This window comes from Mesorhizobium sp. WSM4817 (genome assembly GCF_055811135.1).
The window spans coordinates 316,393-332,235 of sequence record NZ_JBVVQQ010000001.1; the positions used below are offsets into that span (position 1 = coordinate 316,393).

Genomic DNA, 15,843 nt, shown 5'->3' on the forward strand with positions numbered 1-15,843 from the left:
GCGACCTATCGTGATTGGTGTGACGGAGCGGCCCTACGGAATCCCATTCCCCGTCTGGCCAATGGATTGGCACGATCTATCTTCTTTCAGACTGCAAACGGCTGGAAAAGAAGATAGGCTGACAGCCTGCCCAAGGCGGTCGCTTGACCATGGAGCATCAGCATGAGCGTGCACAAGATCGCCCTCCCGGACAGGGCAATGTCCCGCCTGCGTCCGCCCTATGCATCGGTTCTCGACCTGATCGGGCAGACGCCGGTTGTCGAGCTGACCAAATTCGACATCGGCAAGTGCCGGCTGTTCATCAAGCTCGAAAGCCAGAATCCCGGCGGCTCGATCAAGGACCGCATTGCGCTGTCGATGATCGCCGACGCCGAAAAACAGGGCAAGCTGAAGCGCGGCGGCACCATTGTCGAGGCGACCGCCGGCAACACCGGCCTTGGCCTCGCCCAGGTCGGCATTCCAAAAGGCTATCGCATCATCCTGGTCGTGCCCGACAAGATGTCGCGCGAAAAGATCCAGCATCTGCGGGCGCTCGGCGCCGAAGTGCGCATGACCCGTTCCGATGTCGGCAAGGGCCACGCCGAATACTATCAGGACATGGCCGAAAAGATCGCCGCCGAGCTGCCCGGCGCCTTCTATGCCAACCAGTTCGCCAATCCGGCCAATCCGGACGCCCATGAAACCACGACCGGTCCGGAGATCTATTCGCAGCTCGACGGTGACGTCGATGCAGTGGTCGTCGGCGTCGGCTCGGGCGGCACGCTGACCGGGCTTGGCCGCTATTTCGCAAAAATCTCGCCGAAGACCGAGATGATTCTCGCCGATCCGGTCGGTTCGGTGCTGGCGCCCCTGATCAAGACCGGCAAGATGCAAGAGGCCGGCAGCTGGACGGTGGAGGGCATCGGCGAGGATTTCGTCCCGCCCAATGCCGATCTGTCGCTGGTCAAGAAGGCCTACTCGATCACCGACAAGCAAAGCATGCTGGCGGTGCGCGACCTGCTTTCCAAGGAGGGCATCCTCGCCGGCTCGTCGTCCGGCACGCTGCTTTCGACAGCGCTGCGCTATTGCCGCGAGCAGACCGTACCGAAGCGGGTCGTCACCTTCGTCTGCGACAGCGGCAACAAATATCTGTCGAAAGTGTTCGACGATTTCTGGCTGATCGAGCAGGGCCTCGCCGAGCACGAGCAGCATGGCGATCTGCGCGACCTGGTGATGCGCACGCACCGCACCGGCGACATCGTGGCTGTCGGCCCGGACGAAAGCCTGCTCAACGCCTATGGCCGCATGCGCCGTTCGGATGTCTCGCAACTGCCGGTGCTGGACGACGGCAAGCTCGTCGGCATCGTCGACGAAAGCGATATCCTCGCCCACGTCGAAGGCCCCTATGACAGCCGCTGGGACCGTTTCAAGGCCCCGGTGCGCACGGCGATGACCGCCAATCTGCACACGCTGCAGGCCAGCCAGACGCTGGACGCGCTGCTGCCGGTGTTCGACCGCAACGAGGTCGCCATCGTCTTCGACGGCGACGAATTCATCGGCCTGATTACCCGCATCGACCTGATCAACCATCTGAGGCGCCGCGCAAGATGACCATCAAAGCCACCGTTTCGGGCAGCAACCGCCTGGCCTTCTCGACGCGCACCATCCATGGCGGCCAGAGCCACGACCCGACGACCGGCGCGGTGATGGTGCCGATCTATGCGACCTCGACCTATGGCCAGCAGAGCCCGGGCGTGCACAAGGGTTTTGAATACGCGCGCAGCCAGAACCCGACCCGCTTTGCCTTCGAGCGCGCGGTGGCCGATCTCGAAAGCGGCGCAGCCGCCTTCGCTTTCGCCTCGGGGCTGGCAGCGATCGCCACGATTTTCGAACTGCTCGATTCCGGCGCCCATGTCGTCGCCACCGACGATATCTATGGCGGCACGTTCCGGCTGCTCGAGCGGGTGCGCAAGCGCTCGGCCAATCTCCAGGTCGACTTCGTCGACTTCACCGATCTGGCCGCGGTCGAAGCGGCGATCCGCCCGGAAACCAGGCTGCTCTGGGTCGAGACGCCGACCAATCCGCTGCTGCGCGTCGTCGATCTCGAAGCGGTCGCAGCCCTGGCCAGGCGCAAAGGCGTGCTTTCGGTCGCCGACAACACTTTTTGCAGCCCCTATCTGCAGCGGCCGCTGGAGCTCGGCATCGACATAGCGGTGCATTCGACGACGAAATACCTCAACGGCCATTCCGACATGGTCGGCGGCGTCGCCGTGGTCGGCGACAACAAGGATCTCGCCGACCGGCTGAAATTCCTGCAGAACGCCATCGGCGCCATTTCCGGACCGTTCGACAGTTTTCTGGCGCTGCGCGGCCTCAAGACGCTGGCGCTGAGGATGGAGCGCCATTCGTCGAACGGCCAGAAGATCGCGCACTGGCTGGAAAGCCGTCCCGACATCCGCCGCGTCCTCTATCCCGGTCTCCCCAGCCACCCGCAGCACGCCATCGCCAGGCGGCAGATGCACGCCTTCGGCGGCATGATCACGGTCGAGCTCGACCGCGACCTCGCCGGCACCAAACGCTTCCTCGAACACACGCAACTGTTCACGCTGGCCGAAAGCCTCGGCGGCGTCGAAAGCCTGATCGAGCACCCGGCGCTGATGACACATGGCTCGATCCCGGCCGGGAAGCGGGCCGAGATCGGGATTTCCGATTCGCTGGTGCGGTTGTCGGCCGGGATCGAGGACGGCGACGATCTGATCGCGGATCTGGATCAGGCGCTGGCGAGTTGAAGGGGGGTCCGTGCCCTGTTGGATAGTGGCGTCAGTTTGAAATTTCCCGGCTGACTGGCGCATCCAACTGTGAATTGACAAAGGCGACGTACCCTCGCTTTGCTATCGGGGCAACCTGGAGGGAAAGTCATGGCTTACTCGTATCGTTGCAGGGATTATCCGGGAAACGAGGCCTGTCCAGCGATGTTCACGGCAGAGACCGAGGCGGAAGTGATGAAGCATGTCGAGCTTCACGGCGCGATCGCTCACGGGGAAGACCCGAAGCAATGGTCGCCGGAAGACCGTAAACAGGTCAAGAAGCTAATTTTAGCGACCTAAACTCGCTTCTTATACGGGCCGCGCAGTGCGACCGTCACTATCTCCAATGCTACGGCAAGCATTTAGGAGTTCGGCCGATAGGCGACCACGCCTAGGCGCGATGGAATTTTCAAACTGACCCAACCGCCCGTTGACCTGAGTGGCATCCGGCGGAATTGTGGCCTTCCCTGCAATTGCCCACAGGCACGGTTGAAGTCATGACTACTCGAGAGCGAGACCAGCCGACGGCAAACGACGCCCCGCTCACCTTCGCGGTGCTGGTCTTCCCCGGCTTTCCGATGATGGCGTTCAGTTCGGTCATCGAGCCGTTGCGCGCGGCCAACGTGCTGGCCAAGAAAGAATGCTACCGCTGGATCATCGTCGGCGCCGCTGAAGGCCCGGTCGCGGCCTCGAACGGGGTCGTCATCCAGCCCGGCTTTTTCGCCGGCGATGCGCCGAAGGTCGACCGCATCGTCGTCTGCTCGGGCGGCGATGCCGATCATCTCGTGGCCGAAGACGCGGTGAGCTGGATCCGCAGGAGCCTGCGCGGCGGCGCCCATATCGGCGCGGTGGCGGACGCCGCCTTCTTTTTGGCCCGCGCCGGCCTGCTCGACGGCCATGCCTGCACCTTGCACTGGACCAGCCAGGCGGCGTTCACCGAGGCGTTTCCGGACATCGAGCTCAGGCGCGATCTCTACGTGATCGACCGCAAGCGCTTCACCTCGGCCGGCGGCGTCGGCAGCCTCGACATGATGCTGGAGATCATCACATCAGACTATGGCGCCGAACTCGCGGCCGGCGTCGCCGAATGGTTCGTGCACAGCCCGCTGCGCTCCAGCGTCGACCGCAAGCTGATGCCGCTGCGGTTACGCACCGGCGTCCAGAACGAACTGGTGCTGTCGGCCATCGCCATCATGGAGGATGCGGTGGAGGAGCGGCTCGGCATGGCGGCGCTGGCGGAAAAGCTCGGCGTCTCCTCCGACAAGCTCGAACGCAACTTCCGCTCCGAGCTGGCCATCTCGCCCAACGGCTATTACCGCCGCCTGCGGCTGAAGCGCGCCGCCGACCTCCTGGCGCATTCGACGCTGATGGTGCGCGACGTGGCGCTGGCCTGCGGTTTTGCTTCGATGTCGAGCTTTGCGCGGGCGTTTCGGGAGGAGCATGGGCATGCGCCGAAGGTGGCGCGGAGGCATTAGGCGTCCGCGCGCTGACGCGGCGCAACGACGGCGGGACAGCGCCCCCCTCTGGCCTGCCGGCCATCTCCCCCACTTGGGGGGAGATCGGCTGTCATCGCTGATTTCGCCGATCGCCAACGTTACAGGAATGAGCGGAACGCCGAAGCTGCCAATCTCCCCCCAAGTGGGGGAGATGTCCGGCAGGACAGAGGGGGCGCCGTAGAGCATCACGGAACGGCTTCAAGCGGTATCCGGCACAACATCTGCGGGATTCCGCACAGCCTCTTCGCGGTGCACCGCTATGTTCAGGGCTTCCAGGAGGCACCCATGAGCATTGTCGTGTTCGACCCCGACAGCACTGAGGACGTCGACTTCAAGAACCGCATGCGCCACCCGGCGGCGGCGGATCCGGCCGGCGGCATGTGGCTGTCCGACACCGAGCCGTCCTTCATCGATGCGGACGCGCTGCGCAAAGGCCGGCTGGCGAAGCTGCGTGCCTGGATGCGCGAGGCCGGCTATGGCGGCGTCGTGCTGTTCGACCCCTACAACCAGCGCTACGCCACCGGCTCGCGCAACATGTTCGGTTATTTTCTGCGCAACTCGACGCGCTACTTCTTCATCCCGACCGAAGGGCCGATCGTGCTGTTCGAATATCCGCAGAGCTATCATGTCTCGATGGTGCTCGACACCATCGACGAGGCGCGGCCGTCCAAGCTGGTGTGGTCTTCGGTGTCGGGCCGCGACGACGAGACCGCCGGCCTCTTCGCCGACGAGATCACTGAGCTGCTCAAGGTACATGGCGGCGGCTCGATGAAGCTCGGCCTCGACCGCTGCGGCCATCTGCAGGCGCTGTCGCTGGAAAAGCGCGGCTGCGAGGTCCGGGATTGCCAGGGCGAGATCCTCGCCGTGCGGGCGGTCAAGACGCCCGAAGAGGTAAAATGCCTGCAGGTATCGATGGCCGGCGCCGAGGCGGCCGTCTATGCGGTGCGCGAGGCGATCAAGCCCGGCGTGTCCGAGAACGACCTGTTCGCCATCATGTATCACGAGGTGATCCGCCAGGGCGGCGAGTTCATCGAAACCCGGCTCTTGACCTCGGGCCAGCGCACCAATCCGTGGTTCAACGAAGCCAGCGGCCGCAAGATCAGGCCGGGCGAACTTTTGGCGCTGGATACCGATACGATCGGCTGCTACGGCTATTATTCGGACTTCTCGCGCACCTTCCGCTGCGGGCCGGGCAAGCCGACGGATTATCAGAAATCGCTCTACCGCATGGCCCACGACCAGGTTCAGCACAACATCTCGATCGTCAGGCCGGGCATGGCGTTTCGCGAAATTGCCGAAAAGGCCTGGAAGATCCCGGACCGCTTCGTCGACCAGCGCTACACGTCTGTCATGCACGGCGTCGGCATGCATGGCGAGACGCCGTTCATCGCGCACGCCATGGACTACGAGACTTATGGCCGCGACGGTTTTGTCGTGCCCGGCATGGTGGTCAGCGTCGAGAGCTATATCGGCGAGAAAGGCGGACGCGAGGGCGTCAAGCTCGAGGACGAGATCCTGGTCACCGAAACCGGCACCGAGCTTCTGTCGCGCTTTCCCTATGAGGACGACTTTCTGGAGAAAGAAGTTTGATCCCAGCATCCACCACCAATCGAGGTGCGGTATCGCAAATCGTCGGGACTAACCGCAGCGCTCATGCTTTCGTTCAGGTGTCCGCATGAAGGGCCCGGTCTCGATCAGACGCGGCACGGTGGCCGCGGTGTTCGTCGACCTCCAGGAGGAGCACCGGCAGGACAAGCGCTATCTGGTCGAGGGTTTTGCCGACATCCTCGCCAACGTCCAGCGCCTGCAGGCGGCGGCACGGGCCAACGATGTGCTGCTCTACCATTCGGCCTATATCGTCGATCTCACCAGGGAGGCGCGGCGGTTCCATCCGGTCGATGCCAATGGCAGGTCGGCCTTCTCCGACAAGGACGATCCGCTGACGGCGATCTGTCCGGAAGTGGCGCCGGTCGCCGGCGAGATGATGCTGGTCAAAACCGAGGCCAGCGCCTTCGGTGCGGGCCCTGCCGCCGGCCGGCTCAAGGCCGAAGGCATCGAGTGGCTGGTCGTTGCCGGCGTATGGACCGAGGCCTGCATCGACGCCACCGTCAGGGATGCGGTGTCATCGGGCTTTCGCGTGCTGCTGGTCAAGGATGCCTGCGGCAGCGGCAGCACGGCGATGCACCAGACCGCCATCCTCAACCTTGCCAACCGGCTCTATGGCGGCGCCGTCACCACAACCGAGGGCGCCTGCCGATTGATGGCAGGCGAGACGGTCGATGCGTGGCAGGTCGTGGGCTCGGTGCCTTTGCGCTTCACCTATGAAAACGCCGCCCGGCTCTACGACGAACTCTGAACCAGGAAGGCTGGCGATCCTTGGCGCCCCCCTCTGTCCTGCCCTCCCTGCCAAAACTTGGCATCTCCCCCACGAGGGGGGAGATTGGCAGTTTCGGCGCTGCGCTCCTGCTGCGATGTTGGAAATTGGCGAAAGCCGGGACGACAGCCGATCTCCCCCCAAGTGGGGGAGATGCCCGGTAGGGCAGAGGGGCGCTGTCCCGCCGGCGTCTCGAAAGGTTCTGCGCCGCAGTAGCGCAAGCTTCTGCGGAACAGCGCGCAACGCCTGCGGAAACCCGAACACTTCCCCGCTGAATCCCGCACTATCATCGCCTATGGCCAAGGGCGCCCCGCGCCCCCCAACCCCCCCCCGCAACCGGCGGCCCGGGGCCCCCACGGGGGGTTGGGACATTTAATTTATTGTGTCCCCCAAAGCCCAGCAAACCCACGCCCCCCCCCCCCCCCCCCCCCCCCCCCCCCCCCCCCCTCCCCCCCCCCCCCCCCCGCCCCCCCCCCCCCCCCCCCCCCCCCCCCCGCGGGGGGGGCCGGGCCCCCGACAGGGAGGATTCGACGATGAAGTTGATGCTGACCGACAGAGCGCTGCATCCGCAGGCCGAGCCCGCCGCCGACGGTTTTAAGAAAGGCAGCATGAACCGGCGCGAATATCTCGCCACCATGGCAGCACTCGGCGTCAGCGTCGCCGGCGCGCTGGCGCTTGTCGGTCTCGCGCCTTCCCCGGCCAGGGCGCAGGAGCCGAAGCGCGGCGGCGTCTTGCGCGTCGCCATGAACGTCAAGGGCTGGAAGGACCCGCGCACCTTCGACGGCGTCGAAATGTCCAATGTCGCCCGCCACTGCAACGAATATCTGGTGCGCTGGAACCGCGATTTCACCTTCGAGCCGTGGCTGCTCGAGAGTTGGGAGACCAGCGACGACGCCCGCGTGCTGACGCTGCACGTCCGCAAGGGCATCACCTGGTCGAACGGCGACACTTTCAACGCCGACGATGTCGTCCACAATCTGACGCGCTGGTGCGACGCCGGCGTCGCCGGCAATTCGGTCGCCGAGCGGATGGGGGCGCTGGTCGACGCCGCCACCAAGAAGCCGATCGACGGCGGCATCGAGCGTGTCGACGACTTTACCGTCCGGCTCAATCTGCCGAAGCCCGACATTTCGCTGATTGCCGGCATGACCGACTATCCGGCGCTGATCATGCACCGCAGCTACGACGGCGACGGCGATCCGCTGAAGGCCTTGGCGAACACCACTGGACCTTGCGAACTGGTGGCATGGGACGCCGAGGTCGGCGCCGAGGTCCGCCGCAAGGACAAGCCGTGGTGGAAGGGCGATTTCTGGCTCGACGGCATCCAATGGGTCGACTACGGCTCCGATCCCAATGCGATGTTTTCGGCCTTCGAATCGGGCGAGATCGACACCAACCACGAAACCGCCGCCGATACCGTCTCGCAGACCGACGCCATGGGTCTGAGCAATTCCGAGCTTGCCACCGGCTCGACCATCGTCGCGCGCTTCAACGTCGGCAATCCGCCCTATGACGACATCAGGGTGCGGCGCGCCGCCCAGCTCTCCGTCGACAATGCCGCAATCCTGAAGATCGGCATGGACGACCGCGGCAAGCCGGCCGAGAACCATCATGTCGGCCCGATGCATGCCGAATACGCCGATATCGGCCCGGCCGTCCGCAATGTCGACGAAGCCAAGACGCTGCTTGCCGAGGCCGGCAAGTCCGATCACGAATACGAGCTCATCTCTGTCGATGTCGACTGGCAGAAGAACACCGGCGACGCGATCGCCGCGCAGATGCGCGACGCCGGGCTGAAGGTCAAACGGACCGTGCTGCCGGCGGCGACGTTCTGGAACGACTGGAGCAAATATCCTTTCTCCTGCACCGAGTGGCTCGGCCGGCCGCTGGGCGTCCAGGTGCTGGCGCTGGCCTACAGATCGGGCGCTGCCTGGAACGAGACCGCCTACGCCAATCCGGAGTTCGACGCCTTGCTCGACAAGGCGCTGGCCACACCCGACGCCAGCGCGCGCAAGGAGATCATGGCCAAGATCGAGCGGAATCTGCGCGATTCCGGCATCATCATCCAGCCCTACTGGCGCTCGGTCTACCGGACGTTCCGCAAGGGCGTGCACGGCTGCGAGCAGCATCAGTCTCTGGAGCAGCATTTCGAGAAGGTCTGGCTCGAGGCGTGATCCTCGTTGCGGGGCACAGGGGCAATCGTTTCAGGTTTGCGCTGCCCCTCATAGCCCTGCCGGGCACTTCTCCCCGTATAGTGACGGGGAGAAGGGGCTGGCCTCAATGCCGGTGCCCTTCCTGTAACGCTGGTGATTGAACGAAACCATTAATGAAAGCGCCCCTCTCCCCGTTCTACGGGGAGAGGATGCCGGCAGGCAGGTGAGGGGCAGCGCCGACATCAACAGTCGATCACCCCACACGCTTGGGCGCTGTGATTTGTCTGAGGTGACTGCCAGGATCCTTAGCCGGCGACGCCAGGCCTTGAAATCTCCTGCCCAAGCCGCACCGTTTCCCGCACCAACAAATCCAGATCGTCGCGCCTGGTGCGGTGGTTGTTGATCGCTACTCTGAGGCAATGCTGGCCGTGCACCGTCGTGTCCGAAAGGGCGGCGATGCCGTCTTCCTGCAGCCGCAGCATGATCTCGGTGTCGAGCGCCTTCTGCCGCTCTGCCGTCAGTCCTTCGCCGCGGTAGCGAAAACAGACGATGTTGATGCTGGTCGGCGCCGTCAGCTCGAGGGTCGGTTCAGCCTCGATCAGCCCGGAGAAATAGTGGCCTTGTGCGATGTTTTGGTCGATCAGCCGGCCGAATTTCTCGATGCCGTGCTGCTTCAGCGCCATCCACACCTTCAGCGCCCTGAAACCGCGTGACGTCTGCAGGCCAAAATCATGCAGCCACTGCCCCGAGGCGAGGCCGCGCGGCGTCGATTCCAGATATTCCGGCGTGACCGCGAAGGGTTTGCGATGCGCTGAAGCATCCCTGACTAGGATCAGGACCTATTAATTTGGCATTCAGCAGTCGATTGCAACGGGCCGCCAGCCATCGCTCAAGCGATGGACCAGAAGCCCTTGTGTGAGCTCCTGCTCGCCAGGAGGAGTTAGGCTGCGACTTCCCGGATCGCTCGCGCAAAGACGGGCAAAGAGCGCTCCACCATGCCGTCGTTTGCAGTCAAACTGATCCGCAGACGTCCAGGCAATTGGGCGACGCTGCCGGGCAGCACCCAGACACCGTCAGTTGCGAGGCGTGCCGCGAAGGCCATGTCGTCCGGTATTGGGGAGCGTGGAATGAGATAGAAGGTACCTTCAGGCACCGGCAGGTCGTATCCCGCTGCCCTCAAGCCTTCGACCATGCGATCGCGGCGCCGCGCAAGGGCTGCGACATCTATGCTGAGCTTCTCGAGATCAGGCAGTGCCCGCTGCAGGGTACGGCCGGCGAAAGCCCAACCGTGCGAAACCTGCGCTATGTCGACAGCCTCGCGCAACAGTATGCGATCGGCCTCGGGCATGTCCGCCCCGAGTGCGAGCCAGCCCAGGCGCTCGCCGGGCGCGAGCAAGGTCTTGCCGAAGGAATAGGCGATCAGCGTGTGCGGATAGCTCTCGGCCGGACTGATATGCGCATGGCCGTCAAACACCAGTCGCGCATAGGGCTCGTCGGCAAGGAGATAAATCACCTTGCCAAATCTTTCGGACGCGGCCGCGAGCTTGTCGGCGAGCGCGTCGAGTTGAGCGCGGGGAAAGATGCGGCCGGTCGGGTTGTGCGGCGTGTTGACCACCACCACGCGGGTGCGCGGGGTGATCGCTGCCTCAATCCTTTCGAGATCGAGGTCATAGGTTCCCGGTGCTAGGTCGACGGCGACGGGTGTCCCTGCCGCGCCGCGAATCTGGGCACCATAGGCGAACCAGCCGGGACGCGGATAGATGACCTCCTCTCCCACCTCGAGCACGGCGAGCAGCGCAGCCGCTATCGCGCCGAACCCTCCCGCGGTGATCGCAATGTCGTCTGGCTTGTAGTTTCGGCTTCGCGCCTGGCTGAGCGAACGGGCCACCGTTTCGCGCGCCAGCGCATCGTACTTTTGATAACCGAACCAGTGAACATCCTGTGGCTCGACGTGGCGGATCAATGCATCGACAAATCCACGCAACGGCGTTTCCTGCGGATTGCCGAACATGAAATCGCAGGCATCGGGCCCCAGGCCGTCGCCCTCCAGGACGTTTCGCGCAAAATCCATGACCGTGCGCATTTCCTCTGTGACGGCGAGCATCCGGCTGGACACGGTGGCGATTGGCACGACGCACTCCCCCTGCTGCAGGCGGCGCATGTCGAGCGTTTCTTCGAAAGCCATGCCGGAGGATTTTGGCGTCGCGTCCATGGTGGTTTCTCCCTCTCCCGCTACTCGGCCGGGAACTGGCCGCTGGGTGTCGACTGCGAAAGAGCCATTTCCTCCGCGTCCATCTCGGCTTCGATGCCGTCGAACAGCGGCGTCGTCATGTAGCGTTCGCCGGTGTCGGGAAGCATGCACAGGATCACCGAGCCGGGTGCAGCTTTTTCGGCGATCTGGCGTGCCACGGCAAAGGTCGCTCCGCCGGAGATGCCGGTGAAAATCCCTTCCTTTTGCGCCAGCGCCTTGGCCCATTTGATGCCTTCGGGCCCGGCAATCGGCACGACCTCGTCATAGAGGCTGGCGTCGACCGCCTCCTGCAGGACGTTGGGAATGAAATCCGGCGTCCAGCCCTGGATCGGGTGCGGCTCGAAGGCCGGATGGCTGGCGGCGGGTGCGCCGTCGGCGCCGCGCTCCTGGGCCTTGCCGCTGCCGATGAGCTGGGCGTTGGCAGGTTCGGCCAGCACGATCCGGATCTCGGGACGCTCGCGGCGCAGCACGCGCCCGACACCGACGACGGTGCCGCCGGTTCCGTAGCCGGTGACGAAGCAGTCGAGCCGCGATGCGGCGAAGTCGTTGATGATCTCGCGCGCCGTCGTCGCCTCGTGAATGGCGGCATTGGCCTTGGTCTCGAACTGGCGGGCCAGGAACCAGCCATTGGTCTTGGCGAGCTCGACCGCCTTGTTGTACATGCCAAAACCCTTCTGGGCACGCGGCGTCAGCACCACCTTGGCGCCCAGCATGCGCATCAGCTTGCGCCGCTCGATGGAGAAACTGTCGGCCATCGTCACCACCAGCGGATAGCCTTTTTGCGCGCAGACCATGGCCAGACCGATGCCGGTGTTGCCGCTGGTCGCCTCGACGACGGTCTGGCCCGGTTTCAGGGCGCCGCTGCGCTCGCCCTCCTCGATGATGTTGAGCGCCAGCCGGTCCTTCACCGACGCTGCCGGATTGAAGAACTCGGCCTTCACATAGATCGTCACATGATCGGGGCCGAGATTGTTGATCCTGATCACCGGCGTATCGCCGACCGTGTCGATAATGCTGTCGAACAGGCGGCCGCGACCGGCCGTGGTCCTGATTTTCCGTTGCTGCAACATGTCTGCTCTCCCCTTTTTGTTGTCGTCACGAGGTGTTCGTTGTCACGAGCCGGTTACAAACCGGCGGCTTGGGCGGCGAGGTTTCGAGACCTTGCCGCAGTACGGTTCCGGTGCCGCCAACGCGGCCCGGAACGGTGGCAATGCCGGCAACCGGCGCGGAAAATTCGTTGCCGGATGCACTCGATCGCTTTCGATGATAAAACAGAGGACAACTGGCCAGCGTGGGAGCAAGCGTGGAAACGCACGTGGAATCCGCTCGATCGAGCCTGGACGGCGCAGCGGCCGGGCTGTCCGTACGGCTGCTCGGGCCGCTGACGGTCACCCGAGACGGCGCCACCGTGCAATTGCCGGCATCGCGCAAGCTGCGCGCGCTTTTCGCCTATCTGGCGCTCGCGCCGCATGCCGTCGGCCGCAGCCGTCTGTGCGAGCTTTTGTGGGATGTGCCGAACGATCCGCGCGGCGAGCTTCGCTGGTGCCTCAGCAAGCTCAGGGGCATTTTTGACGAACCGGATCGCCACAGGATCGAAACATCAGGCGACACGGTCGCGCTCGATCTGAAGGGCGTTTCCGTCGACGCCTTCGATGTCGCCTCGGCCGCCGCCACGGGCATCGAGACGCTCGATCTTGAGCGGCTGCAGGCCCTGTCCAGACTATTCGTCGGCGACTTCCTCGACGGGCTGGAGATCGACCGCAGCCCGCATTTCAACAGCTGGCTTATCGCGCAACGCCGCCGCTTCAGCTCGTGGCACGCCGCCATTCTGGAACAGCTGGTCAGCAAGCTGCCGGCGGATGCCGACGAAATGTCCGTGCATCTGGAGACATGGCTGGAACTCAATCCGTTCGACGAGCGCGCGCACGTGGCTCTTCTGACAAGCCTGGCGCGACGCGGGCAGATCGCCGCCTGCGAGGACCATCTTGCCTCGGCGGCGCAGCTGTTTGCTTCGGAGGATCTGGATTTCGGACGCGTTCGTGAGGCATGGCGGTCGATCCGCAGCGAACGACCTGCCGCGACGCTCCGGGCGCAGCCGGCGCTGTTGCCGGCAGCCGCGCAAGCGTCAATTGTGCTTCCCCATGCCGATACTGCTACGTCGAAGGCCTCGCTCGCGGTGATGCCGTTTGTCGAGGAAGCCGGGATCGGCGGCCCTCTCGGCGGCCCCTCTCGCGGTGGATTGGCCGACGGCCTGACCCACGACATCATCACCCGTTTGGCCAAGCTCAGGGATTTCTTCGTCATCGCCCGCGGCTCGGTCTTTGCGCTGGCCGAAAAGAACATCGCGCCGGAAGATGCCGGCCGGCGACTCAATGTCGACTACGTCGCCACCGGGACGGTGCGCAGCCAGGCTGGCCGTGTCGCGGTCAGCGTCGAACTTGTCGAGGTGCGCACGGCCAGGATCGTCTGGGCCGAGACCTTCGAACGCAGGCCCGACGACATCTTTGCCGTCCTCGACGACATCGGCGACAGCATCGTCTCATCGATCTCGGCCGAGATCGAGATGGTCGAGCGCAACCGCGCCATGCTGAAAGCCCCCAGCTCGCTGAATGCCTGGGAGGCTTACCATCGTGGTCTCTGGCACATGTATCGCTTCACCCGCACGGAAAACGAGCAGGCCCGGCATTTCTTCGACATGGCCCTGAAGCTCGATCCGACCTTCGCCCGCGCCTATGCCGGCCTGTCCTTCACCCATTGGCAGAACGCCTTTCAGCGCTGGGGAGACCGCGACCAGGAAAGCGCGCTCGCCTTCGAGACCGCCGGCCAAAGTCTTCTGGTCGACGATCACAATCCGGCCGCGCACTGGGCCATGGGCCGGGCGCTGTGGTTGCGCGGCGAGCAGGACGGCTCGCTCATCGAGCTGGAACGGGCCGTCGATCTCAGCCCCAACTTTGCGCTCGGCCACTACGCGCTTTCGTTTGTCCACTCGCAGTCGGGTGATCCGAACGCGGCGATCGGTTCATCCGATCACTCGCGCCATCTAAGTCCGTTCGATCCGCTGCTGTTCGGCATGCTCGGCGCCAGGGCGATGGCGCATGTCCGCCTCGGGCAGTTCGACGAGGCCGCCGAATGGGCGCTGAAGGCCGCCGCCCGTCCCAACGCGCATGCCATCATCCTGGCGATCGCGGCGCACTGCCTTGCGCTGGCGGGGCGGCTTGACGAGGCCCGCACTTTCGCGGCCGCCATCCGCAAGACGCTGCCGAACTACTGTGCCGACGATTTCATCGGCACCTTCCGCTTCGAGCCGGACGCTGAGGCGATGTTCCGGCAGGGCGCCAGTCGGATTGGGCTGGGGTGAACCAACCCACGCGGCCCTGACTCGGCCTAGGTAGCGTTTGGTCCTGCTCCGCTGGAGCACTGCCGCAAGGCAACGGCATGGATCCTAGGGTCTGCGCCGCGTCGCTTCGCTCCTTGCTTCGCCCTAGGATGACGAAGTCGTGGTGGTTTATGCCAATCGCCAGCGTTGGAGATTTGTCTGCCCGACTGGCCGGCAGCGAAGGTCCACAGCACTTTCAGCGGCGAATCTCAGTGGCAATCGCAAACCTCCAGGATTAGCCGAAACACCCCTCCCTTCGTCATCCCAGGGCGGAGCAGGAGCGAAGCGACGTCGCGGAGACCCTGGGATCCATGCCGTTACATCAGAGCGTCACGACGGTGCAGAACCTTTTATGGCGGAGCGAGGCGCCCCCCTCTGTCCTGCCGGACATCTCCCCCACAAGGGGGAGATTGGCAGCTTGGGCGCACCGCTCGCTCCTGCAACGGTGGCGGTTCGCGAAGGCGGTGATGACGGCCGATCTCCCCCCAAGTGGGGGAGATGTCCGGCAGGACAGAGGGGGGCGCGAAGGATCACTACAGATCAGCATTTATCCTGAGCCGCTGCATTCTCGCGCTTCTCTCAGCTGGCTTGCCGCAATTATATGCCGAGCATCGACTTGGCTTGGTTGAGCGCAGCCTCCGACCCTGCATGATCGCCGGCGGCGTGCAATTTCTCGCCTTGGGCGCGCAGTTCCTTGACTTTGTTCATGTCGGCCTCGGCCAGCGTCGCGGTCGGCAACGCCGCGTCGATCGCGGCCATGATGGTCGGGCATGAATTTGCAAAGGCTGCCGCAGGAACGACCGCCAGGAAAACCGCGAGCGAAATTGATCGTAACATGGACGTTTCTCCCTTGCCGGAACGCGCAATTTCGCCGACCGGCGCAGGAATGGTACAGCGAACGCCCGAACCTGCCAATCGCGATGGTGATGCTGGGTTGAGACACGCTGCCGGTCGGCCGGGCTTTTTCTCCTAGTGTCTGAACCTCGCCGCGGCTGGTCGCCACCAATCGTCACGTCCGAAGCCGACGCCACGTTCGCGGCAATCGTCAGATCGCCGCAAAGTCCTTCGACCAGAGCGGATCAGGTGGGCTGAACGGATTTGACATTGCCTTCGGTATCGACAAGGCAGCTTGTCTTCTTGCCGCTGGCATCGAGTTCGACCCGATAGGTTATGGAATCGATCTTGCTCGACGAAACCGGAAGTATTTTGCTGCTGTCGGCACCGCTCGCCTTGGCGGCTGCGTCGGCGCAAAGCAGCTGAAGGTCGGCCGGGGCCGTCTCGACCTGGGTCCTGGACATCTGGTCCTGAGGCGGCGGCGGCGGCGGCGTGCTGACGCAAGCGCTCAAGGCCCCCGCCAGGAACCCAATTGCTGTTGCCCGGATCGAAGTTCTCACTGCAGGTTTTGCC

General features: G+C 64.4%; 12 protein-coding genes and 1 pseudogene. 8 read left to right on the forward strand and 5 right to left on the reverse strand.

Annotation, left to right across the window (positions count from 1 at the left end):
* Nucleotides 1-162: 162 nt before the first annotated feature.
* From AC0L2K_RS01525 to AC0L2K_RS01555, 7 genes are all read left to right on the forward strand, one after another.
* Nucleotides 163-1,590: a pyridoxal-phosphate dependent enzyme gene (locus tag AC0L2K_RS01525; protein WP_287225124.1), complete on the forward strand. Its 1,428-nt coding sequence runs from the start codon at nt 163-165 to the stop codon at nt 1,588-1,590.
* Nucleotides 1,587-2,768, forward strand: a complete 1,182-nt coding sequence (locus AC0L2K_RS01530) for a cystathionine gamma-synthase (RefSeq protein ID WP_473530416.1) — start codon at nt 1,587-1,589, stop codon at nt 2,766-2,768. The genes AC0L2K_RS01525 and AC0L2K_RS01530 overlap by 4 nt, the downstream gene beginning before the upstream one ends.
* 129 nt (nt 2,769-2,897) lie before the next feature.
* Nucleotides 2,898-3,086 (forward strand): DUF1059 domain-containing protein, encoded by a 189-nt coding sequence (locus AC0L2K_RS01535; RefSeq protein WP_023802667.1) that lies wholly within the window; start codon nt 2,898-2,900, stop codon nt 3,084-3,086.
* Between the two features lie 197 nt (nt 3,087-3,283).
* Nucleotides 3,284-4,261 carry a GlxA family transcriptional regulator gene (locus tag AC0L2K_RS01540; RefSeq protein ID WP_027153611.1) on the forward strand — a complete coding sequence of 326 codons (978 nt, stop codon included), beginning with the start codon at nt 3,284-3,286 and terminating at the stop codon, nt 4,259-4,261.
* Between the two features lie 306 nt (nt 4,262-4,567).
* Nucleotides 4,568-5,872 (forward strand): M24 family metallopeptidase, encoded by a 1,305-nt coding sequence (locus AC0L2K_RS01545; protein ID WP_473530417.1) that lies wholly within the window; start codon nt 4,568-4,570, stop codon nt 5,870-5,872.
* 85 nt (nt 5,873-5,957) lie between these two features.
* On the forward strand, nt 5,958-6,638 hold the full coding sequence (locus AC0L2K_RS01550) for an isochorismatase family protein (RefSeq protein ID WP_473530418.1): 681 nt from the start codon (nt 5,958-5,960) through the stop codon (nt 6,636-6,638).
* A 551-nt stretch (nt 6,639-7,189) separates the two neighbouring features.
* Nucleotides 7,190-8,830 (forward strand): ABC transporter substrate-binding protein, encoded by a 1,641-nt coding sequence (locus AC0L2K_RS01555; protein WP_473530550.1) that lies wholly within the window; start codon nt 7,190-7,192, stop codon nt 8,828-8,830.
* A gap of 284 nt (nt 8,831-9,114) precedes the next feature.
* Here the strand turns inward: AC0L2K_RS01555 and AC0L2K_RS01560 are convergent.
* The 3 genes and pseudogenes from AC0L2K_RS01560 to AC0L2K_RS01570 all read right to left on the reverse strand — a co-directional run.
* Nucleotides 9,115-9,639, reverse strand: a pseudogene (locus AC0L2K_RS01560) (pyridoxal phosphate-dependent decarboxylase family protein); the annotation flags it as partial.
* A 110-nt stretch (nt 9,640-9,749) separates the two neighbouring features.
* Nucleotides 9,750-11,021 (reverse strand): aminotransferase class I/II-fold pyridoxal phosphate-dependent enzyme, encoded by a 1,272-nt coding sequence (locus AC0L2K_RS01565; protein WP_473530419.1) that lies wholly within the window; start codon nt 11,019-11,021, stop codon nt 9,750-9,752.
* Nucleotides 11,022-11,041: 20 nt separating this feature from the next.
* A complete protein-coding gene (locus AC0L2K_RS01570; protein WP_023803698.1) occupies nt 11,042-12,130 on the reverse strand; it encodes a PLP-dependent cysteine synthase family protein in 1,089 nt (362 codons plus the stop codon).
* A 233-nt stretch (nt 12,131-12,363) separates the two neighbouring features.
* Between AC0L2K_RS01570 and AC0L2K_RS01575 the strand changes: the two genes are divergently transcribed.
* Complete coding sequence (locus tag AC0L2K_RS01575) at nt 12,364-14,418, forward strand: BTAD domain-containing putative transcriptional regulator (protein ID WP_473530420.1); 2,055 nt, start codon at nt 12,364-12,366, stop codon at nt 14,416-14,418.
* Nucleotides 14,419-15,033: 615 nt separating this feature from the next.
* On the opposite strand, the gene AC0L2K_RS01580 is transcribed toward AC0L2K_RS01575, so the two are convergent.
* Together AC0L2K_RS01580 and AC0L2K_RS01585 are read right to left on the reverse strand one after the other, a co-directional pair.
* Nucleotides 15,034-15,273: a hypothetical protein gene (locus tag AC0L2K_RS01580; RefSeq protein WP_023803696.1), complete on the reverse strand. Its 240-nt coding sequence runs from the start codon at nt 15,271-15,273 to the stop codon at nt 15,034-15,036.
* Nucleotides 15,274-15,515: 242 nt separating this feature from the next.
* Nucleotides 15,516-15,782, reverse strand: coding sequence for a hypothetical protein (locus AC0L2K_RS01585; RefSeq protein WP_473530421.1), 267 nt, complete (start codon nt 15,780-15,782; stop codon nt 15,516-15,518).
* Between the last annotated feature and the right edge of the window lie 61 nt (nt 15,783-15,843).